The organism is Methylacidimicrobium sp. AP8, from assembly GCF_903064525.1.
In the GTDB taxonomy this organism is placed as follows: domain Bacteria; phylum Verrucomicrobiota; class Verrucomicrobiia; order Methylacidiphilales; family Methylacidiphilaceae; genus Methylacidimicrobium.
In genome coordinates, this window is record NZ_LR797830.1 from 2,120,389 (window position 1) to 2,141,422 (window position 21,034).

The following is a 21,034-nucleotide window of genomic DNA, read 5'->3' on the forward strand; positions in this document are numbered from 1 at the left end:
GATCGGCGTGCGGCTGCCGCGGCGGAGATAAAATTTCGCGGGAGATCGGCGTGCGATCTGCTATAAGAGAGACTTGTGACGAGCCCTTACCGAGTTCTCCGCAGCGACCGGGAAGATCCTACCGTGCTCCGCCGGGAACTCCGCCGCCGGACTTTCCCGAATCCCGGGCTCGCCGAGCGGGTTCGCGCTATCTTGCAGCGGGTCGAAACCAAAGGGGACCAGGCGCTTGTCGAGCTCACTGCAGAGCTCGACCGCATAGCCTTGACACCTTCGGAGCTTTGCCGGACGGAAGCGCCCGAGCCTCCTGCTGCGCCGGTCCGCAAGACCCTGCGCTGGTCGCTCGGCAACGTGCGCCGGTTCGCACGTGCTTCGCGGCCGAGGGACTGGCGGATGCGGAACCGTGAAGGCGCCTGGGTCGGTGAACGCTTTCTCCCTCTCGACCGGATCGGAGTCTATGTGCCGGGAGGAACCGCCCCTTTGATCTCCACGGCCATCATGACGATCCCTTTCGCCCGGGAGGCCGGAGTCCGGGAGATCGTGGCGGTTAGTCCCCCGCCGATTCATCCCGTTCTCTACTATGCGCTTCGCATCGCGGGAGCCACGGAGGTCTACGCGGTGGGCGGGGCTCAAGCGGTTGCGGCGCTCGCCTACGGCACGGAGAGCATCCGTCCAGTCGACAAGATCTTCGGACCGGGAAACGCCTATGTGGTCGAGGCGAAGCGCCAGCTTTTCGGACTGGTCGCGATCGACCTCCTCCCGGGTCCGAGCGAGGTCGCGGTCGTAGCCGACGAAGGGGCGCGGGCGGAGTTCGTGGCCGCCGATCTCTTAGCGCAGGCCGAACACGGCAGCTCCAGCCGGATTCTTCTTCTCACCCCAAGCGCAAAGATGTTGGAAATGGTATTGTCCCGCATCGAGGAAGAGATCGAGACGCTGCCTCGACGAAGCATGGTGGAATCGGTCCTGCGCGACAACGCGCTCTTCGTCCTGACCCGTTCCCTGGAAGAGGCCCTTGACCTCGTCGGAGAGTTCGCACCGGAGCACCTGAGCCTGGCCGTCCGCCATCCCCGATCCGCGGCCAAGCGAGTCCGCCACTGCGGCGCGATCTACTTGGGAGACTACTCAGCGGTAGCCGCCGGAGATTTTTTGGCCGGCCCGAGCCATACTCTGCCCACCGGCGGATCCGCCCGTGCCTTCGACGGGCTCCGGATGGACCACTTCTTCCACCGTACCAGCCTCGTCGAATACACGCGCTCGGCGATCGCCCGCGTCGAGCCGAAGATCGCTCTGTTTGCGGAAATCGAAGGGCTCGCGGCGCATGGAAGGTCGGCCTCGGTCCGTGTCGCCGGAAGGGGCCGGCACAAAGAAAACGGGCCTTTCTTGCGGGGGCGGCCACCTTCGGCTAAGGTGAGATGATTTGAAGAGTCAGATTCAGGCGCTTTTGCAGCTTCCTTGCGAGTGGCTCCATGCCGGAGAGCAGGGCAGCCGCATCGTTCTCTCGAGCCGCATCCGGCTCGCTCGAAATCTCAGCCGTTTCCCCTTCCCCGGTTGGGCCAGAAGAGCCGAACGGGAGAAGGTCCTGGCCTTGGCTCTGCCCGCGGCGGTGGGATTGACCGGAATGAAGGAGGCTGTTCTTTGCGACTCGATGGATCACTTCACCCCGGTGGAAAAACAGGTCCTGGTGGAAGAGCATCTGATCAGCCGGGAGCATGCGGGCCGCAACGCCGGCAGCGGGGTCGTGGTCAACCGCGCTCGAACGATCAGCTTGATGATCAATGAGGAAGATCATTTTCGCATTCAAGCCTTCAAAGGGGGACTCCAGTTGAAGGCCGCCTGGCGAATCGCGGACAAAGCCGACACGGAGCTCGACGAGAAGCTCGAGTTCGCCTTTTCCCCCAAGCTGGGCTACCTCACCGCCTGTCCGACCAACGTCGGCACGGGATTGCGGGCGTCGGCGATGATGCATCTCCCCGGGCTCGTCCTTAGCGAGCAGATCGGCCAGATCATAAAGGCGGTCAACCGGATCGGCCTCGCCGTGCGGGGTCTCTACGGGGAGGGGACCGAGGCGTTGGGAAATCTCTTCCAGATTTCGAATCAGATGACGCTTGGAGAAAGCGAGGAGGAGATCCTCGAGCGGATGCATAAGGTGATCGCACAGGTGGTCCAGCACGAGGAGAATGCCCGGCAGAAGCTGATGGAGGAGCGGCCGAGGCTCGTCATCGACCAGGTCAGCCGCGCCTACGGAATCCTTGGCAATGCGTACACGATTTCTTCCAAGGAAGCCCTCAATCTCCTTTCCTTGCTGCGTTTGGGCATCGATATGGGACTCTTCCCCGATCGCTGCCGGGCGGTCGTCGATGAGGAATGCCTGATCCAGACGCAGCCAGCGCATTTGCAACTTTCCCAAGAAAAAAAGCTGTCCACGGGGGAGCGGGACGCGTTGCGTGCGGACTTTCTCCGAGCGCGCCTTCGGGACGTGCCCCCTCCGGAAACTGGACAACTCTCCACGCCGTTGCATAGTTAAACAAGAGAGGAAGACCCATGACAAACTTTACTCCGCGAGCACAGCAGGTGTTGGCATTGGCCAGAAAGGAAGCGGAGCGCTTCAACCACAACTACGTGGGAACCGAACACCTGCTGCTGGGATTGATCAAACTGTCCCAAGGAGTGGCCGTTAATGTGCTCCAGAAGCTCGGCATCGAGCTGGAAACGGTGCGTACCGAGCTCGAGAAGCAGATGACCACGGAAGTCGAGGGCAAGCCCACAACTCCTATCCCCTACACACCGCGGGTCAAGAAGGTGCTCGCGCTCGCGCAGAAGGAAGCTAAGGGACTCAACCACAGCTACGTCGGAACCGAGCATATTCTTCTCGGCCTTCTGCGGGAGGGGGAAGGGGTTGCCGCGCGGGTTCTCAAGAATCTGGAGATCGATCTCGAGCGGGTTCGCAACGAGATTCTGAAGGAGCTCGACCCGAATTTCTCCGCCTCGGAGGGCAACGAAGAGGAAGCGTCCGAGCCCGCATTTGCCGGCGGAACCGAGACGGGGACGAAGAAGGAGGTCAAGACACCGGCGCTCAAGGCCTTCGGGCGGGACCTGACCGAGCTGGCGCGCCGTCATGAGCTGGATCCCGTCATCGGCCGGAAGAACGAAATCGAGCGGGTCATGCAGATTCTCTGCCGCCGAACGAAAAACAATCCTGTGCTCATCGGAGAGGCGGGCGTCGGTAAGACGGCGATCGTGGAAGGATTGGCACAGGAGATCGCGGCCGACAACGTTCCGGAGATGCTGCGGGATAAGAGGGTCATCACCCTGGATCTGGCCCTTATGGTGGCCGGGACCAAATACCGCGGGCAGTTCGAGGAGCGAATCAAGGCCGTGATGGAGGAGATTCGCCGCAGCAAGAACGTCATTCTCTTCATCGACGAGCTGCATACGATCGTCGGAGCTGGTTCCGCGGAAGGCGCGATGGATGCCTCGAACATCATCAAGCCGGCTCTCTCCCGAGGCGAGCTCCAGTGCATCGGAGCGACGACCTTGGCGGAGTACCGGAAGTACATCGAGAAGGATGCCGCGCTCGAGCGGCGCTTCCAGACCGTGCTTGTCGAGGCTCCCTCTCGCGAGGAGACGGTGCAGATTCTGCATGGGCTCAAGGCAAAATACGAGGCGCACCACAAAGCCCGCTTTACCGATGCAGCCATCGAAGCCGCCGTCGAGCTCTCTGAACGCTACTTGACGGGGCGATTTCTCCCGGACAAAGCGATCGACGTCATGGATGAGGCGGGAGCCCGCGCACGGATCGCCGCGACCATGAGACCTCCCAACGTGAAGGAGCTCGAAGCGGAGCTGGCGGCGGTGCGCAGCCAGAAGGATGAGTGCATCAAGCTCCAGGACTTCGAGAAGGCCGCGGCACTGCGGGACAAGGAGCGCGAGAGCAAGGAGCGACTGGAGCGCGTGCTGGCCGAATGGCGGCAGAATCGCGACGAGAAGGAGATCGTCATCACCGAGGATGACATGATGCAGGTGGTGGCAAAATCGACCGGAATTCCGATCTCCCGCATCACGGAACGGGACCAGGACCGATTCCTTCGGATCGCCGAGGAGCTCAAAGCCCGCGTCATCGGTCAGGATGAGGCGATCGACGCTTTGGCTCGCGCGCTGCAGCGATCCCGGGCCGATCTTAAGGATCCCAAGCGGCCGATCGGCTCCTTCATCTTCCTCGGACCCACGGGGGTCGGCAAGACTATGCTCGCCAAGACGTTGGCCGAGCATGTCTTCGGGAGCGCCGACGCACTCATCCAGCTCGACATGAGCGAGTATATGGAGAAGTTCAACGTCTCCCGGCTCGTGGGGGCTCCGCCGGGATATGTGGGCTACGAGGAGGGCGGACAGCTCTCCGAAAAGGTGCGGCGCCGCCCGTACAGCGTCGTCCTTTTCGACGAAATCGAAAAGGCGCATCCCGACGTCTGGAATCTTCTCCTCCAGATTTTGGAAGACGGCATCTTGACCGACAGCCTCGGCCGCAAGATCGACTTCCGGAACACCATCATCATCATGACCTCTAATGTCGGAGTCGAATCCGGTCTCAAGCATGGGGTGCTCGGCTTCACCGCCAAGCGCGACGAGGCCGGATACGGTCAGATGAAGGATCGGATGATCGACTCGGCCAAGAGGACTTTCAAGCCCGAGTTCCTCAACCGAGTGGACGAGCTGGTTGTCTTCCGCCCGCTTAACCGGGAAGACATGGTCAAGATTGTTGCTCTCGAGGTGGAGAAGGTTACTTCCCGCTTGAAGAGCCGTAAGCTGGCCCTCAAGCTCACGCCGGCGGCAACCGATTTCCTGATCGAAAAGGGCTACGATCCGACCTACGGCGCTCGGCCGCTGCGGCGCGCGGTGGAGAAATATGTCGAGCACCCGCTGGCCGAAGAAATTCTCCGCGGGCGCTTCGTGGGTGCCAAGACGGTCGCCGTCGATCTTCGCGAAGGAGCGTTGATTTTTACGCCCGAAGGTGCGGAGAACGAACCCTCCGAGACGTCCCCGGCTACCACGGCGTAGGGCGGGCGAGTCTCTTCGCCGGATGACGGCCTAGGGAACGGAGGAGCGCGTAGAGCGTCTGCAATCGGGGGGTACGCGCACCAACAGCGGCCCCCCGGCGCAGGGGCTCCCCCCAGATCGCCTCCACTTCGATCGGCCGGCCGGCGAGAAAGTCGAGGAGTGTCGAGGGCCGGTACGGTCCCATCCGAGCGGTTTCGGCCATCATCCGCTCTATCCAATCTTGCGGAAACGGAAGTCCGCGTTTTTCGGCAATATCCGCGACCTCTTCCATAAGGCCGACTACGAGGAGACGCAATTGCGCATCGCGCAGGATCTCTGCGACGTCATATCCTCCGACGGCCACCGAGACGCCATTGAACGGGATGTTCCACGCAAGCTTGCGCCAACGGGCGGCCTCGAGGTTCTCGACACGCGTACAGGGGACGCCAGCCTGTTCAAAAAGTCCACCAACCTCCCGCAGGAGTGCTTCGGTCACCCCAGAGTACCCCCCCAACTCGATCCTGCCGAAGGCGCTGTTTCTGACCTTTCCGGGCGCTATCCTTGTCAGGCAGGCGAAGACGATTCCGCCCAGAATCGGACGGCCGGGGAACTCCTGTGCCAGCCACTCCTCGTTTCCTAAACCGTTCTGAAAAGCCAGCAGGGCTGTCCCCGGGCCGAGAAGCGGGGGCAGGAGGGCCCGCAGCGCATCCCGCGCGGTCGCCTTGAGAGCGATGATGACAAGGTCACACGACCCCATCTCCTCGCTCCGGCGGAATCCCTGCACCGGGTGGAGACGAAAAGCTTCCTTGGGATAGTCCTCAATCCAAAGCCCCCGCCCGATCACCGCCTCCCAATCACTGCGCAGGAGAAAGGCGACGTCGCAACCCGTCCGGGCCAGCCGAGCGCCATAATAGGAGCCTACCGCGCCTGACCCCACGATTCCGATCCTCACCGGACGACGGCGGCCGCTTCCGATGGGCTCCGACATCTGACAAGCCGATCCTACTGAAACATCCCCGCCGGATTCTCGTTGACTTCGATCTCCTCGACGATCCCCCACTCGTTGCTTCCCGGCCGAATATCGGCAACCATCTCCCGTTGAAAGAGCGTAATCAACTGTCCGAGCTTCTGACCCCTCACCCAGAGATCGTGGCTGATGGTCCGCATAAAGAAGACATGTCCTTCGGTATCCGCATGCGCAAAGAGAATCCGTCCGTAGGGGAATACCCAGCTTCTCCCCGGCGATTCCAGGCTAAAAAAGGCAACACGCTCGTCCGCCTTCCGAACGCCGCCTCCCTCCCCGACCGCCTTCGTCCCATGACTAGTAGCCTCACCGAGCGCCACGATCTTCGTGCCCTCCCTTCTTTTTCGATTTTTCGTCTGCCGCCTTCGAGAGGTCGGCCGCGACCACGACCGGGTCACCGTCCTCTAGCGAGTCCGGAGGGTTAAGGATGACCCGTTCATCCGGTCTCAGGCCTGCGGTGATCTCCATCTGATTGCCGAGATCATGGCCGAGCTCCACCTTTCGAAAACGAACCTTCGAATCCTTGTCGACGACGAGCAGGAAGTTTCCATCCGATCGGTAGACGACCGAATTGACGGGCACCAGCAAAAGCGTGCTCGCGGTCGGAAGGTGGAAGATGACGTCAACATACATGTTCACGACGATCCTTCCGTCCGGATTGCCGACATCGACCTCCGTGAGGAGCGTCCGCGAGAGAGGATCAACCGCCTGGGCCGTCCGCACCACGATCCCGTGGTAGACGACGCCCGGCAACTCGGAGGCGGTCACGTCGGCCCAACTCCCTACCTGAATTTGCGGCACGTAGTTCTGCGGAACGGCGACATACACGCGCATCAGGTCGTTGACGGCCACCCGATACAGTTCATGCACGCCCTTCTCGCTTCCCAAGGACACCAGGGTGCCCACGTCGATGTTGCGGGCCGTGACGATCCCCGTGAACGGGGCTAGGATCTTCTCGAACGACTTCAGCTGCTCGTAGTGCTGAAGTTGCCCGCGCGCCGCGTTCACCCGAGCAAGAGCGGCGTCATACATCGCCTGCTTTTCGTCGAGAGCCTGCTGGGAGACCGCCCGCGTCAGGATGAGCCCCTTCCATCGGTCAAGCGTAATCCGCGCGATGACAAGGTTCGCTTCCGCGGAGTGGAGGGCGCCTTCGTATGCTTCGACCGACTTGTCGATATCGGGCGCATCGATCTCCGCCATCAGCTGTCCCTCCTTGACTCGCTCGCCGATATCGACCCACCAGTTCTTGATGTAGCCGTTGACCCGTGCCCAGATAGGCGTCTCGTAGTAGCCCCTCGCGGTCCCGGGCAGGAGAAGATCGGTCAGGGGCTTCGGCTTCTCCGGCAACGTCACCGACACGGCGATCTTTTCCCCTGCGAGCATCGCCCGATGGAGCGCGATCTTATTGAACAATCTTGGAATCAACCCGATCAGGAACAACGCGAGCAAGGCTCCGCCGAAAAGAACCGCAAAGCGATAAATCCCCCTCCCCTTCGGAAGCTTGCCGCACGACTTGCCGGTGAAGCCGACCTCCTCCGGAGCGACTTCCGGCGCCGACGGCGGCTCGATCACCCCGTCTGCACCCTGATGGGCCCGGCTCCATCGCTTGTCCGGGTATTGCGGCGTCTCCTGCCCCCCCTGGACAAGGCCGCTTCCGTTTTCGACCGGCTCGAAACCTTCGGGCATATTCATTCCTTTCTCTCCGGACGCCCGCGAATGAGGGAATAAATCACCGGCACCACGAACAAGGTGCCGACCGTAGCGAAAAGCAAGCCGCCGATAACCGCTCTTCCCAAGGGCGCGTTTTGCTCTCCTCCCTCACCCAACCCCAAGGACATGGGCAGCATCCCCAGGATCATCGCTCCCGCCGTCATTATCACCGGCCGGAGCCGAATCTTTCCCGCCAGCCAAGCCGCCGTGGTCGCGTCGTTCCCATTGCGCATCTCCTCGTTCGCGAAGGTGATCAGCAGGATGCTGTTCGAGGTCGCCACCCCGACCGTCATGATCGTGCCCATGAGCGAGGGGACATTGAAGGTCGTTCCCGTCAAGTAGAGCATCCAGACGATCCCGCAGGCTCCAACGGGCAGCGCGGTCAGAATGATGAAAGGGTCGAGCCATCCCTGAAAATTCACGACAAGCAAGAAATAGACCATCGCGATTGCAAAGACCGTTCCTAAGCCCAGCCGGAGGAACGCGCTGTTCATGCTCTGGGCCTGCCCCCGCACATGGATATCGTATCCCGGAGGAAGCTTTTTGCTGAAGTCGTCGACGACCTTTTGCACGTCGCCGGCAACTCCACCCAAGTCCCGTCCCTGGATGTTCACGAAGACGTTCTTGAGCGGCTTCATGTTGTAGTGGCTGATGACCGCTGCCTTCCTGGTCCGGCGCAGCTCTATGAGATTGCTGATGAGCTGCGGCTCGAGATGGGTCGTCAGCAAGCGGGAATAGATCTCTTCCGATGGATAGCCTACGTTGAGGTTCATCAGCCAGTTCCGGGAATCGAGCTTGAACTGCGGACTCTGCACGACGAGCGGGTAGTTGATGGTCGTCTCCGGGTCCGCCCAGTAATTGGGAGCCACGACATAGCTGGAGCTTAAGTGGTTGAGCACGTTGTCGGCGACCTGCTTTTGGGTCATCCCCAGGTCGAGCGCCCGAATCCGGTCAACCTCGATGTGCAGATAGGGTTGCCGCATTTGATAGACGATCGCGTCCACCGCTCCCGGGATCTTGCGAATCCTCCTTTCAATCTTTTGCGCCACGTCGGTGACGAGTTTCTCGTTTTTCCCCTCGACCTGGATGTCGATGGGAGCGGCCGAACCAAAGTTCAGGATCTGGTTGACCATGTCCGCCGCTTGGAAGAAGAAGCGGCAGCCGGGAAATTTCAGCGGCAGCTCCTCCCGCAACTTCTTCACGTAATAGGCCGTCGGACGATGATCCTCCTTGAGGGACACGAGAATCTCTCCATCGAAAGTCCCTTCGTTGATCGTGTCGCTGTAGGCGAGGGCCGCCGGATAGAAAAACGGGATTCCCATGTTGTCGACGACCGAGTCGGTCTCTTCCACGGGGATGACGCTGCGGATGTAGCGCTCGATCTGGCCGAAGATCCGCTGCGTCCTCTCGATGCGGGTTCCCGGTGGCGTGAAGACGTGCAGCCGGAACTTGCCCGCATCGACCGATGGGAAGAAATCCCGCCCGACTACGGGTAGGACGAGACCGGTCATCCCAACCAGGATCCCGAAGAGGACGAAAACCGCGGCACGATGGTGGAGCGCCAAGCGCAAGAGCTCGCCGAAACGGTCGCGGAAAGCCTCGAAGCCTTGCTCGAACTTCTGATGGAAGCGCTGAAACCGGCTCGGAGGTTTTCCTTCGGCCGACCGGCGATGTTTCTCCGCTTCCTCCGCGCTGATCAGCATGTCAGCCATCGTCGGGACAAGCGTCCGGGACAGGAAGTAGGAGAAGAGCATCGCAAAGACCACCCCCAAGGCCATCGGCGTGAAGAGGAACTTGGGCGGACCCTCGAGGAAGATCACGGAGGTGAAAACGATGCAGATGGAGAGAGTCGCCATGAACGCCGCATTGGCGATCTGTGCGGCACCGTCGAGAATCGCCTGGATCAGCGGCTTCCCGAGCCCGTGGTTCCGATGGATGTTCTCCACCTCCACGGTCGCATCGTCGACCAGCACTCCGACCGCGAGCGACAGGCCGCCCAGGGTCATGATGTTGATGGTGTAGCCCATCCGGCTCAAGATGAAGAGGGCGACCAGGATGCAGAGGGGGATCGAGGTGAGGACGATCAGGGTGCTGCGCCAACTGCCCAGAAAGATCAGGATCATGATTCCGGTGAGCGTCGCGGCGATCAGCCCTTCCTTCACGACCCCCTGCACCGATTCGCGGACGAAGATTGACTGATCGAAGATCGTGCGGATGTCGATCCCTTCGGGGGCGGCGGCCAAGGACTTGGGGAGGAGCTTTCGGAGATCCCCGACGAGCTGGAGGGTCGACGCCATGCCGTTCTTGAGCATGGGGAGGATGACTGCGGGGATGCCATTGACATGGGCGACATTCCACTGAACGGCACCCCCGTCGCGCGCATGGCCGATGTCGTGGAGGTAGACGATCTGCCCGTTGACCTTCTGGATCGGAAAGTTATTGAGATCGTCCACCTTCTTCGGAACGTTATTGACGCTGACCAGATAGTCGTATTCCCCGATCTTGATGTCCCCTGAGGGGAGATCGATGTTCTGATCGCTCAGCGACCTCATGACGCCGTCCGCGGTCATCCCCCTGGCCAAAAGCTGATTGGGATCGGTATCGACCATGATGAACCGCGGAGTTCCTCCCCAGGGCGGAGGCCAGGTCGATCCGCGAATGGTGGCCAGATCCCTCCGGAGGACATACCAGGAGTAGTCAAAAAGCTCCGCGGCGGACTTGGTCTTGCCGCTCACGGCCACCTGGATGACCGGAACCTCCGAGGCCGAATAGCGGAGCACATACGGGGGGGTGGTCCCCAAAGGCATCCGCTTGATGATGGTCTGGCAGATGCCCACCGTCTCCGCCAGAGCCGCATCGATGCTGGTCCCCGGCTGAAAGTACATTCGTATGACGTTGAGCCCGTAGAGCGTGCGGGATTCCACCCTTTGCACGTTGTCGACGTATTGCGTCAACGTGAACTCGCTGAAGGTGGTGATGTAGTTGGTCATGTCCTCCGGGGTCATGCCCTGGTAGAACCAGACGACGTTGACCACGGGGATGTCGATCTCCGGGAAAATGTCGGTCGGCGTCGTCGCGATGGTCAGCAAGCCCAGGACGAAGATGAGCGCCGCCATCACCCCTACGGTATAGGGCTTGCGCAATGCCAACCGGACAAGCGCCATCATAGCTAGAGTTGCTTCCTCGAAGCCGCTGAAGGCCGCGCTAGGCGGCGAGGAGTTAGGCCGATCCTCCGAAGACGCCGTCGACCGACGCATTCAAGCGTCGGCCCTCCGCCTTTGTCAAGTCGCCGCCGATCCGCCGCGCGCCGGAAATTCAGAGCGTTTGCTCCTTTTTCCCTTTTCGCAAGATCGATCCCTCAGTATATTTTGATGCCATGGGTATTCAATTGCCGCAAGCCGCGGAAAAGCTGAGCCCGATCGGCGGCCGTCTATCCATTGCCTTAGCTGTAGGAGGGGTCTTCTTTTGGATTGCCGTCGGCTTCCTCAACCTGATCCTCCGCTCGACCGACAGCCAAACGGAGTTGACTTCCGAATTTCTTGGCCTCTGCGCCGTGACGGGCTTCATGCTCAATGCTTCCGGAGTTCTCGTAGGCGGCCTAGCCTTGAGCCGAGAAAAATCCCCCAAGGCTACTCCCCTGATCGGGGTCGCCGTGAATGCCCTCCTCGCCCTGGTCGTGCTGGCCTTCATCCCGCTCTTTTAGCCGGTTTTCGAAACCCCACTCCGGCGATCGCGATCATAGTCCGTGGCCAACGCGATAGTGCAATTGCCCGATCCGGCGGATGATCTCCTCGTTGATTGCCTCCCGCAAGGGGCTGCCCCGGGGAAGCGCAAAGGCGTAGTCGATGCGTTGCAGCGGCTGCGGCACGATTTCAATCTCCCCCGCATAGGCCCTTCGCACCAAGTAGCGCAGCGTGGGCTCGCGCATGACGGCGGCATCGATCTTTCCGGCGACCAGCGCGGCGAGGCAATCCGGATAGGTGGGAAAGGAGAGCGCGTGCACCTTCTCGGCGGCCAGGAACTGCTCTCCTATGTCGCCGCGGACGCACCCCAGGCGGAGATCTTCCAATCTCCGGTGCTGCAACGACTGGTTGCTCACCTTCTCCACGGCGACGGCTGCGGTTACCCAAGCGGTAAAGCAGGAAACCAGGACCACGCCCACGAACATCCAGACCATGGCGATCGCCCTCCCTCTCGGGGTGCGCGGCACTTTGTCCCCGTATCCGATCGTGGTCATTGTCACGACCGCCCACCAGAAGGCGCTGCCGATGCCGTGGATCGTCTTTCCGCCGAAATGATCAGGGTTGTCTTTCCGCTCGACCAACCAGATCAGGATCCCCGCGAGCAGGGTAGCCAGGAGGAGCCCGGCCATCACGTAAACGAACTCCCGGCTGAGCAGAAAATGGACCACCGCCCACGCGGTGCTCGTCCGCTCCGAGCGGAAGGCCAGCGCCAGCGCGGAAGGGTAATACGGGTAACTATAGGAAATCTCGCGGGCATATTCGGGCGTCACGGCCACGCCCAGCGCGACGACGTCCACTCGGCCTTCCCGCAGGGCCGCGAGCATCGCGCCGGAACCGCCGGTGATTTCGACCAAGCGATAGGCCAAACCGAGATCGCCCGCGATCTCCCGCCATAGGTCGATGGCATAGCCCTGCCATTCCCCCAGGGAGTCACGTTCGGCAAACGGTGGATCCTCGCTCACCCCGACGCGTAGAACTTTAGAACGGTTGAGAGGGGAAGGAGCGGTTGTCTGCGCAAGGGTCGCCGCAGGAAAACTCCACCCGGCGATCGCTGCCGCGCCGAGCAGCCAAAGGGCGTTTCGCCAAGCGCGGTCTTGTTTGCGCGTCACGCGGCTCGCAATGCCCGAAGCCCTTTCTTCTCGTTTCCACGCGGCCCGAAGGGCGCGGCCGACCGGTCCGCCCTTGTCACCGGCCGCGGCTGCCGGTCGTCTCGCAATCCCGGCCCGCCGTCTCCGACCCGCCCAAGGCCGCTTGGACCGCCTGCCGCCAGCTGCCGAAAAAGCGCCGCTTGCACGCGGCGGCAAAGAGGGCGGGCTCCCGATTCCGAACCTCTGTGCTCGTCAAGGGTACCCCTTGCCTGTGCAAGGCACGGATCCGATCGAGGACCTCGGCCTCGGTCCACCGTTTCCGCTTGCGAATCTTTGCATAGTCGAGCCCGGCTCGCTCCACGGCCGCAGCCCAGGAGCCGAACCGCCGCCTCGCCGTGGCGATCAAGGAGTTGGCATGCTCGTCCATGTGCTTGGAGCTCAAGTCCGCGGACTCGGCGTGCAGTCGACGGATCTCCCGCAGGATATCCGCATCCTTCCAGGACCGATACCGGTAGATGTCGGCGGGGGCGAGCCCGGCGGCCAGAAGGGCGTTCTTCCAACTCCCGAAGTAGACCGGACGAATGGCCGCGTAAACCATGGGAGCGTACGGGCTCAACATCAAAGCCCGAAAGGAAAGGTCGGTCCCCTGCGCGTGGAGCGCACGGATCTTTTCCACGATGGTCTCCTTGGACCACCGTTGGTAGCGACGCACTTCCGCATACGGAATCCCGGCGGCTTCCACGGCCTTCTCCCAGCTACCGAAGTAGCGGATCCCCGCGGCAAGAAGCTCTTGATAGTGCCGGCGCATGTAGTGGGAGTAGAGCGGCCGCCCTTGTTGGCGCCAAGCGCGGATCTCGCGCAGGAGAATCTCTTCCCTCCACTCCCGATTCGTCTTCCTAACCGGAGCTTCGCTGGTTTTCATGATTGCTTTAAAATACAAAAATAGCGCCTAGTGCGGTCCTTGTCAATTATCTTTCCTAATGAAAGCAGCCCGCGTGCCATTTAGAAGGGGTCCCCGCAAATCGCCCGCAGCTCCTCTCGGACCAAAGCGGGCCGAATTTCCGCAAGGCAGCCGACGGGCCTCTGCTGCAGGCATCGGGTTCGCCAGCACGGCGAGCAACGGGCGGCTGCGGAGAGCACGCGCACCTGCCTTCCCACCGCCGCGGATTCCCGCCAGTCGGTCGGACCGAAGAGAATCAGGGTAGGCACCCCGAGAGCCGCCGCCAAGTGAGCGGGACCGGAATCGGGGCCCACCACCGCCTTCGCATGGCCCAGGATCGCCATCATCTGCCGCATGGGAAGGGAGCCGCGCAAGTCGACCACGTTTTTCGCCTCCAAGGGGAACCAGGGCCCTACCCCCATCACCACGAAGCAAAGATCCGGAACGGATCGCGCCAGTTCTCCATAATAGCGCCAGGGCCAGAGCTTTGTCCTCCACCGCGCGTACGGATGCAATACCACGTAGCGCCCGCTCGGCAATCCGGACATCGGCAGCGATCCGGCATCCAGTCCATAATCCACGGGTCCCTCAGGGACCCCCAAGTAGCGGAGGAAAGCGAGGTACCGCTCCTGGGCTGGCGGCGGAGGAGGCATGACCCGCTCACGATACACCAGAATCGAACCCTCCCGTCCGTTCCACGGGCCGATCCGCCGCTTCGCCCCGCTCAAGAGACAGAGAATGCCGCTGCGCAAAAGCCCTTGAAGATCGATAAGCAAATCGTACCGCTCTCTCCGGACGCTCGCGAGGCAGTGCGCGAGATCGAGGAGGAGCCGGGACGGCGTGCTTCGCCGCCGGGGAAACTCGACAAAGCGGTCGATCGCCGGGTGGTCCGTGAACAGCTCTCGGTACGGAGCGAAAGCCATCCAATGGATTTCGGCCGATGGCCATCGGCGCCGCAGGCCGGAGGCCACCGGAAGCGCTTGGACGACGTCCCCGAGCGAACTGAACTTGAGGATCAGGATCTTCTTCGGAGAGAACTCATCGTCCCCAAGCCGTCCCACCCGAAGCTCGCTCCGCCCGTCATTCATCCTTCCAGCCCGAGGTGCGAGCTTGACATATGTTCTCAAACTCTATAGAGAGCCAGCCATGTCGATCTTCCCCACGGTGATCGCGACAATCGGACGCACCCCTCTCATTCAGCTCAACCGGCTCGCACGAGGAATTGAGGCAAGGGTAGTGCTGAAGGCGGAATTTTTCAACCCGCTTGGCAGCGTCAAGGACCGGATCGGAGCCGCCATGATCGAGGCCGCAGAACGAGAAGGGCTCCTCAACGCAGAGACCGAAATCATCGAACCAACCTCCGGCAATACGGGCATCGCCCTGGCCTTTGTAGCAGCCGCCAAGGGATATCGCCTGACGTTGACGATGCCGGAGAGCATGAGCGTGGAGCGCCGAACGCTGCTGGCCCTGTTGGGAGCCAATTTGGTGCTTACCCCGGCCGCCGAAGGGATGGCCGGCGCCATTCGTCAGGCCATGGTCCTGAAAGAAAAGCGAGCCAACTCCTGGATTCCGCAGCAGTTCGAAAACCCCGCCAACCCGGACATCCACCGGCGCACCACAGCCGAAGAGATTTGGGCGGATACGGAGGGGGCCATCGATATTTTCGTGTCCGGGGTGGGCACCGGAGGCACGATCTCCGGCGTCGGCGAAGTGATCAAGGCGCGCAAGCCGAGTTTCCGCACCGTCGCCGTCGAGCCTCTCGGGTCGCCCGTCATCTCCCAGGCATTGCGAGGGGAGCCGCTGAAGCCGGGCCCTCATAAGATCCAAGGAATCGGGGCCGGCTTCGTCCCCAAGAATCTCAACCTCTCCGTCGTCGACGAGACCTTCTGCGTCGCCGACGCCGATGCGTTTGCGATGGCGCGTCGATTGGCTGCCGAAGAGGGGATCCTGGCCGGGATTTCCACGGGTGCGACCGTTCACGCTGCGCTTGAGATCGCCAAGAGGCCGGAGAATCGAGGCAAGCTCATTGTCGCGGTTGCCGCCAGCACCGGGGAGCGCTACCTGAGCACGGCTCTTGCCGAAGAAGCTCGCCGTCGCGTGGGTTCCTTGTAAGCTCCGGCGGATCCCCAGCGCTTTTCCGCTTGGGCCTGCGTCCGTCCCACTCCATACATAGGATGTCGACGTTCTTTTTGATTGCGAAGTCCGATTTCTAGCTCAATCCTACACTGCGTGGCTCATGAAGTTCGTGCCCGGGGCCCGGGCCGATGAGCCTGAATGCAAGGCGGGACGTAGTGGTTGTCCCGGTGTTGTATGGCGAGATGCTGCGATAAGGGCCGAAAAGTCGAAGGCCCGATAGCAGCCGGGCCTATTTCGCTAGCCACTGGAAATCGCTTCTGAGACAGGCTGGCTAAACACTCGGGCAGTCCCTTGCGTATTCCCGATTTGGCATGATCGACAACGACTCAGCGCTCAAACTCTATCTGCGGGAAATCAGCCAAATCCCCCTCTTGAGCCGAGAGGAGGAGGTGGAGCTGGCTCATCGGATCCAAAAGGGAGATGCGGCCGCCCGCCAGAAGATGATCCAGGCCAACCTGAGGCTGGTCGTGAAGATCGCCCATGATTACGCGACCAGCGGTCTCCCTCTCCTCGACCTGATTTCCGAGGGCAATATCGGGTTGATGAAAGCGGTCGACCGCTTCGATCCGTCCAAAGGCGGAAAGCTAAGCACCTATGCCGCCTGGTGGATCAAGCAATCGATCAAGCGGGCGCTGGCCAACCAGAGCAAGACGATCCGCCTGCCCGTGCATTTGGTCGACAAGATCGCTCGGATGCGGAGGACGGCGAGCCGGCTGGCGGAGGAGTTCGGCCGCGAACCGACCGACGACGAATTGGCCCAGGAGCTCGGCATCTCCTCCGCCCGCGTGGGAGAGCTGCGCACGATTGCGATTCAGCCCGCTTCCCTCAACGCGACCGTGGGAGAGGAGGAGGACGGTACCTCGCTCGGAGAGCTTGTCAAGGACGAAAGCGCGATCGATCCCGCTTCCATCATTCAAAACGAAAACTTACGAAAGACCGTGATGGAGCTCCTGCCCACCCTCGATCCCCGGGAGCGCAAGATCCTCGCGCTTCGCTTCGGACTCGAGGGAAACGAGGAGATGACCTTGGAGGAGATCGGCAAGAAATTCCACGTGACGCGGGAACGGATCCGGCAGCTCCAAAACCTCGCCTTGCGGAAGGTGCGCCGAGCCCTGGAAAAGAAGGAAAAGCGTCAGCTCTCCCGATGACCTTCCTTCTCCAGAGCACCCTATCCCGGCTCCGGGGGAAAGTCCGCACGATTCCGGACTTTCCGAAAAAGGGGGTCCTCTACCGGGACATCACGCCGCTCATCGGAGACGGGCAGTTCTTTCGCTTGGTGATGACGGTCTTCCTGAAGAGGTACCAGCGACGGAAGATCGACAAGATCGCAGCCATCGACGCCCGAGGATTCATCTTCGCCGGAGCCTTGGCCCACATCCTCGGCGTCGGGCTCGTCCCGATTCGGAAGAAGGGAAAGCTTCCGTACCAGACGTACGAAACCGAATACGCTTCCGAATACGGTCTTAACACCTTGACCATCCACCGGGATGCCATCGCTAAAGACGAACAGGTCCTGATTCTGGACGACGTGCTTGCCACGGGCGGCACGGCGGAAGCGGCGGCCAAGTTGATCGAGCGCTGCCAAGGAACGCTCGTCGAGCTCGGTTTCCTCATCGAGCTTCTGGATCTCAAGGGCAGGGAGCGTCTCTCCCGGTATCCGATCTACTCGATTCTGCAGTTTCCTTGATCCGTCTGGACGTGACCCCGCCCGGCCAAGCGGCTACCTCTTGAAGGCGAAGTAGACCGCGGCGATTAGGAATCCGTAGGAGATCAGGAGATTCCATCGCGGAACGGCACCGAAGAGAAAATAGGCCACGATCGTGAAGACCAAGAGTGTGATACACTCCTGGAGGATCTTGAGTTGGGTCACGGAGAACTCATAGGACCCGATCCGATTGGCGGGCACTTGGAAGATATACTCGAAAAACGCGAGCCCCCAGCTGGCGAGAATCGCAAGCAGAAGCGGCTGTTCCCGGAACTTCAAATGCCCGTACCAGGCAAGCGTCATGAAAAGGTTCGAAACAACGAGAAGGAGGATCGTTTTCATGCCGAGCCGGAGGGCTCACTGGCGGGGCGGCACGGATCGACGGGATACGCCGGCGGCTCCACGGAACGAAAGATCTTACCGAGGCGTTTCGGGAAGGTTCATCGACAGGATTCGAAAATCCGCCGGCGGTTCGAAGAGATCGGAAGGCTGAGGACCCGCTTGATACTGATCCCAATCGACCACCGTCTTCCCGTCGACCGGAGCGACCCGCAAAGGGTGCTTGCCGGCTTCGTCCAGCCAGACATAGACGCTTTTCGCGTTTCCCTTCACTAGGTACTTCGCACACCGACGGCCATGAACCGTCTCTTTCCCTTGCCACTCCCAGGAGGCCCCCGCTTCTCCCAGGAGGCCCGGATTCCCCGATCCTCCGGCGTCCCGATAGGCGCTCTCCAGAACGAGCTTTTGCGCCGGCAGAATCGTGTAGACCTTCTTCTGATCCTTGCGCAAGACGATGACCTGGGTTTCGGGACCCTGCTGCACCTCCACCCGGAGCTTGTCACCGTCCCGATAAAGGTGCTGCACGAAAGCTCCCCCGCCATCCATCTGGACGGTTTGGACAACGGAGAATTGATTCGCCAGGACGTACGGTGCCTTGTTGATTTCCCCCAAGACAGGCGGAATCCCGCAGAGGAAGCAGCCTACCGCGAAAAGAAAGGCCTGCCACAGGCAACCCGCAACCCGGGCCACACGAAGATGTTCCATCTTTCTTTCCCAGCCTACTCGCCTTTCGGCCGATCGACGAGCAACAAATGCGGTGGGCGCAGGACCTGCGTCCCGCGGGACGGAGGCACGGATTCGCCTCCTCCCGGAGAATCCCCCGGGGTTATCAGCCGAAGCTGGCCGCAGGCCGCATAGATCTCCTCCCCTTTCCGCCTCCGGACCGTGACACGGCATCCGGCCGCACGCAGCAGGCGTTCGAAGCGGTCCACGCGCTCGGGCTCGGGACGCTCCCACGGGAGCCCCTCGACCCGGTTATAAGGGATCAGATTGACCTTCGCCCGTAGCCGGCGCGCGATCCGCCCCAAGCGCGCCCCCTCCTTGTCCGAGTCGTTCACTCCCGCCAGCAGGATATACTCGAGGGTGACCGGCTGGCGCTTCTTCCGGCTGTACTCTTCACAGGCGTCGAGGAGCAAAGGAAGCGGATACCTGCGGTTGACCGGCATCAGCCGCGAGCGAAGGGCATCATCGGCCGCGTGGAGCGATACGGCCAGCCCCACGGCCAGCGGCTGATCCGCCAGCCGCCGGATCTCCGGAACCAAGCCGCTGGTCGATATCGTGATCCGCCGCGGGCTCATGGCAGCACCCCAAGGAGCCGTAATGAGGCGGAGGGCGCGCAGGAGAGAGTCCCAGTTGGCCAGAGGCTCCCCCATTCCCATGAAGACCAAGTTGTCCATGCGCCTTCCCACTATCGCTTCGGCCTGCAGCAGCTGCTCAACGATCTCGCCCGAAGAGAGGTTCCGCCGGAAGCCGAGCAGGCCGCTGGCGCAAAACGCGCATCGGTACGCGCAGCCGATCTGACTGGATAGGCAGAGGGTCAGTCTGCCGGAACCGGGATCCGCTTCCGAGGGAATCACAACGCTTTCGACCGCCTCGCCGTCGTCCAGCTTCCAAAGCAGCTTTTGGACGCCGTCGGCGTTCTCGAGGCGACGAACCGCACGCAGGGCGCGGAGCCGGTACCGGCCGGCCAACTCCGCCCGGAGCGAGCTAGGCAGGCTCGTCATCCGCTCAAAGGACGGCGCTCGCTTCGCAAAGACCCACCGGCGCAAGATGCTGCGTTGGTAGGAGGGTCCGCTTCCTATCTCCCACTCGTCGGGAGTCTGGTCGAGGAGATGCCGTTTCACCGGAAATCCCTTGCTCCGCGCATCGACTTGCCCGGCGTAGCCCTTTACGGCATGGGACAGGTTATCCCCCTCTGCCGCATGTACTTGCCGTTGCGCTCGGCATAAGAAACCTCGCAGAGTTCGGCCGCCTCCAAGAAAATGACCTGGGCCAAGCCTTCATTGGCGTAGACTTTCGCCGGCAGCGGGGTCGTGTTGGAGATCTCCAAGGTCACGTGCCCTTCCCATTCCGGTTCGAACGGGGTTACGTTCACGATGATCCCGCACCGCGCGTACGTCGATTTTCCCAGGCAGATCGTGATGACGTTCCTGGGGATCCGGAAGTATTCCACGCTCCGCGCCAGCGCGAAGGAATTAGGGGGAATGATGCACACGTCGGCCGTCACATCGACGAAGGAACGCGGATCGAAGAGCTTCGGATCGACCACGGTGTTGAATACGTTCGTGAAAATCTTGAACTCGTTCGACACGCGGAGGTCGTAGCCGTAGCTCGAAAGCCCATAGCTGACCACCGGTGCTTCGGAGTCGGCCTTGCGGACCTGGCTTTCGACGAAGGGTTCGATCATTCCCTCCTCCAGCGCCTTCCGGCGAATCCAGGCATCAGAGTGGACGCCCATCCCGCTGCTTCTCCGCCCACATCCGCTCTTGCGCCAATTCCCCGCCCCGTTTCCATTTTTTCGATAGAGCCGCCCGATAGACTCTGCCCAGAAGGGAAATCGGCACAACAGAAAAGATGGATGCGCAAAGGCTGGGAAGAAAGCCCGGGGTGACCTGCGGCTTGCCCCGCCGGGCCGCCGCCAGCGAGCAGCGGACCACCTCCTCGGCCGTGGTCCACAAGAAAGGCGGACCACCGATTCGTTCACGGTCTCCCGGGCACCGGGCGGCCCGCTCGAAAAACTCGGTCGCCACGGAGGCGGGGGAGACTTGGGTCAGGGTGACGCCGCTTCCGGCCAGCTCCCATGCCAACCCGTGGGTCAGGCTGTGGACATACGCCTTGGACGCCGCATAGGCCGCATAAAACGGAACCGGACGCAGTCCGGCGATCGACCCGACGTTGATGATGCATCCTTTAGCTCGCCGAATCATTCCCGGCAAGAGCCACCAGAGCAGAAGCGTAAAGGCTTTCACATTGAGGTCGAGCATCCGGGAAAGGCGGGCGGGGTCCGCATGATAAAACAACCCGAAATCTCCGATGCCCGCATTATTGACCAGCAGGTCGACCTCGATCCGCTCGGCGGCCAGCTGATCGATTACTTTTTCGATATCGTCGGGAGCGGTCAAGTCGGCAGGAGCCACGATGACCCGCACCTTCGGCTGCTTCCGCTCGATTTCGCAGGCCAACTCGCAGAGCCGTTCCTTGCGGCGAGCCGTCAGGATCAGGCAGGCCACTTCCGGAGCGAGCTGGCGCGCGAACTCGGCTCCCAGCCCGGAAGAGGCGCCGGTGACCCATGCGGAAGAACCCGAAAACGAATGTTTCACC

At 61.7% G+C, this 21,034-nt stretch carries 19 protein-coding genes; 7 read left to right on the plus strand and 12 right to left on the minus strand.

What is annotated here, in order from left to right:
- The first annotated feature begins 75 nt into the window (after positions 1–75).
- From hisD to MTHMO_RS09905, 3 genes are read left to right on the plus strand one after another with little or no spacing between them, the layout of a single operon-like run.
- On the plus strand, positions 76–1,413 hold the full coding sequence (gene hisD, locus MTHMO_RS09895) for a histidinol dehydrogenase (protein ID WP_237394892.1): 1,338 nt from the start codon (positions 76–78) through the stop codon (positions 1,411–1,413).
- 1 nt (position 1,414) lies between these two features.
- Positions 1,415–2,521: a protein arginine kinase gene (locus MTHMO_RS09900; protein WP_202214622.1), complete on the plus strand. Its 1,107-nt coding sequence runs from the start codon at positions 1,415–1,417 to the stop codon at positions 2,519–2,521.
- 17 nt (positions 2,522–2,538) lie between these two features.
- Positions 2,539–5,049, plus strand: coding sequence for an ATP-dependent Clp protease ATP-binding subunit (locus MTHMO_RS09905; protein ID WP_202214623.1), 2,511 nt, complete (start codon positions 2,539–2,541; stop codon positions 5,047–5,049).
- Here MTHMO_RS09905 and MTHMO_RS09910 read toward each other — a convergent pair.
- From MTHMO_RS09910 to MTHMO_RS09925, 4 genes are read right to left on the minus strand one after another with little or no spacing between them, the layout of a single operon-like run.
- Entirely contained in the window at positions 5,036–6,016 is a 981-nt protein-coding gene (locus MTHMO_RS09910; RefSeq protein WP_202214624.1) for a 2-dehydropantoate 2-reductase, read from the minus strand. The two genes, MTHMO_RS09905 and MTHMO_RS09910, sit on opposite strands and share 14 nt — an antisense overlap.
- Positions 6,017–6,030: 14 nt before the next feature.
- The gene (locus tag MTHMO_RS09915; protein ID WP_202214625.1) at positions 6,031–6,372 is read right to left on the minus strand and encodes a hypothetical protein; all 342 of its coding nucleotides are present in this window, start codon (positions 6,370–6,372) and stop codon (positions 6,031–6,033) included.
- On the minus strand, positions 6,359–7,744 hold the full coding sequence (locus MTHMO_RS09920) for an efflux RND transporter periplasmic adaptor subunit (protein WP_237394893.1): 1,386 nt from the start codon (positions 7,742–7,744) through the stop codon (positions 6,359–6,361). The genes MTHMO_RS09915 and MTHMO_RS09920 overlap by 14 nt, the downstream gene beginning before the upstream one ends.
- On the minus strand, positions 7,741–10,929 hold the full coding sequence (locus tag MTHMO_RS09925; protein WP_202214626.1) for an efflux RND transporter permease subunit: 3,189 nt from the start codon (positions 10,927–10,929) through the stop codon (positions 7,741–7,743). Before MTHMO_RS09925 ends, MTHMO_RS09920 begins: the two co-directional genes overlap by 4 nt.
- Positions 10,930–11,138: 209 nt before the next feature.
- Between MTHMO_RS09925 and MTHMO_RS09930 the strand changes: the two genes are divergently transcribed.
- On the plus strand, positions 11,139–11,465 hold the full coding sequence (locus tag MTHMO_RS09930) for a hypothetical protein (RefSeq protein WP_202214627.1): 327 nt from the start codon (positions 11,139–11,141) through the stop codon (positions 11,463–11,465).
- Positions 11,466–11,498: 33 nt separating this feature from the next.
- Here MTHMO_RS09930 and MTHMO_RS09935 read toward each other — a convergent pair whose 3' ends face one another.
- The 3 genes from MTHMO_RS09935 to MTHMO_RS09945 form a co-directional block, all read right to left on the minus strand.
- The gene (locus MTHMO_RS09935) at positions 11,499–12,467 is read right to left on the minus strand and encodes a transporter substrate-binding domain-containing protein (RefSeq protein ID WP_202214628.1); all 969 of its coding nucleotides are present in this window, start codon (positions 12,465–12,467) and stop codon (positions 11,499–11,501) included.
- Between the two features lie 223 nt (positions 12,468–12,690).
- Positions 12,691–13,515 (minus strand): homing endonuclease associated repeat-containing protein, encoded by an 825-nt coding sequence (locus MTHMO_RS09940; RefSeq protein WP_202214629.1) that lies wholly within the window; start codon positions 13,513–13,515, stop codon positions 12,691–12,693.
- Positions 13,516–13,595: 80 nt separating this feature from the next.
- Positions 13,596–14,621, minus strand: coding sequence for a glycosyltransferase family 9 protein (locus MTHMO_RS09945; protein WP_202214630.1), 1,026 nt, complete (start codon positions 14,619–14,621; stop codon positions 13,596–13,598).
- Between the two features lie 58 nt (positions 14,622–14,679).
- On the opposite strand from MTHMO_RS09945, the gene cysK reads away from it, so the two are divergent.
- The 3 genes from cysK to MTHMO_RS09960 all read left to right on the plus strand — a co-directional run bounded on the left by cysK (position 14,680) and on the right by MTHMO_RS09960 (position 17,356).
- Positions 14,680–15,645: a cysteine synthase A gene (gene cysK / locus MTHMO_RS09950; RefSeq protein WP_202214631.1), complete on the plus strand. Its 966-nt coding sequence runs from the start codon at positions 14,680–14,682 to the stop codon at positions 15,643–15,645.
- A 335-nt stretch (positions 15,646–15,980) separates the two neighbouring features.
- Entirely contained in the window at positions 15,981–16,817 is an 837-nt protein-coding gene (locus tag MTHMO_RS09955) for an RNA polymerase sigma factor RpoD/SigA (protein WP_202214632.1), read from the plus strand.
- Positions 16,814–17,356, plus strand: coding sequence for an adenine phosphoribosyltransferase (locus MTHMO_RS09960; protein ID WP_202214633.1), 543 nt, complete (start codon positions 16,814–16,816; stop codon positions 17,354–17,356). The genes MTHMO_RS09955 and MTHMO_RS09960 overlap by 4 nt, the downstream gene beginning before the upstream one ends.
- A 33-nt stretch (positions 17,357–17,389) precedes the next feature.
- Here the strand turns inward: MTHMO_RS09960 and MTHMO_RS09965 are convergent, their stop codons facing one another.
- From MTHMO_RS09965 to MTHMO_RS09985, 5 genes are all read right to left on the minus strand, one after another.
- Positions 17,390–17,716, minus strand: coding sequence for a DMT family protein (locus tag MTHMO_RS09965; RefSeq protein WP_202214634.1), 327 nt, complete (start codon positions 17,714–17,716; stop codon positions 17,390–17,392).
- A gap of 75 nt (positions 17,717–17,791) precedes the next feature.
- Entirely contained in the window at positions 17,792–18,418 is a 627-nt protein-coding gene (locus tag MTHMO_RS09970; protein ID WP_202214635.1) for a hypothetical protein, read from the minus strand.
- Between the two features lie 14 nt (positions 18,419–18,432).
- Complete coding sequence (gene rlmN, locus MTHMO_RS09975) at positions 18,433–19,557, minus strand: 23S rRNA (adenine(2503)-C(2))-methyltransferase RlmN (RefSeq protein ID WP_202214636.1); 1,125 nt, start codon at positions 19,555–19,557, stop codon at positions 18,433–18,435.
- Positions 19,558–19,601: 44 nt separating this feature from the next.
- A complete protein-coding gene (dcd, locus tag MTHMO_RS09980; RefSeq protein ID WP_202214637.1) occupies positions 19,602–20,171 on the minus strand; it encodes a dCTP deaminase in 570 nt (189 codons plus the stop codon).
- The gene (locus tag MTHMO_RS09985) at positions 20,155–21,033 is read right to left on the minus strand and encodes an SDR family oxidoreductase (protein ID WP_202214638.1); all 879 of its coding nucleotides are present in this window, start codon (positions 21,031–21,033) and stop codon (positions 20,155–20,157) included. Before MTHMO_RS09985 ends, dcd begins: the two co-directional genes overlap by 17 nt.
- Position 21,034: the final 1 nt, after the last annotated feature.